This window comes from Achromobacter sp. GbtcB20, assembly GCF_019091095.1.
Classification (GTDB): Bacteria; Pseudomonadota; Gammaproteobacteria; order Burkholderiales; family Burkholderiaceae_B; genus Achromobacter; species Achromobacter mucicolens.
Genome location: NZ_JAGXJZ010000389.1, coordinates 1 through 315, shown reverse-complemented (window position 1 = coordinate 315; position 315 = coordinate 1). Strand labels below are relative to the sequence as shown.

The following is a 315-nucleotide window of genomic DNA, read 5'->3' as shown; positions in this document are numbered from 1 at the left end:
ACCTGGCTCACCACCACCATCGGCGCCATCGCCCCGACCTTCGGATTGCGGTACTGCTTGTCGAGCGGCAGGTTGTCTTCCAGCTCCTGCATGTGCTTGCCGAAGAAGTTCAGCTTCTGCGTTTCCTTCGGATCGCGCACGCTGACGTAGGCCTCGAACGCGGCCTTGTAGCCGAACAGCTCGTCGTTATAGGTCTCGTAGGGCCCGATGGTGATGTCGACCGGGCTGTCGAGGTCCATCCAGGCGAAGTCCGAGGCCAGGTAGTCGTTCGACAGGAAGGCGTCGGCGCGCAGGTTGAGGAATTTCTTCAGCGAG

At 61.3% G+C, this 315-nt stretch carries 1 pseudogene; it reads right to left on the bottom strand.

The features are described from left to right. Window positions 1-315 (bottom strand): annotated as a pseudogene (locus KVT32_RS29455) (hypothetical protein); the annotation flags it as partial.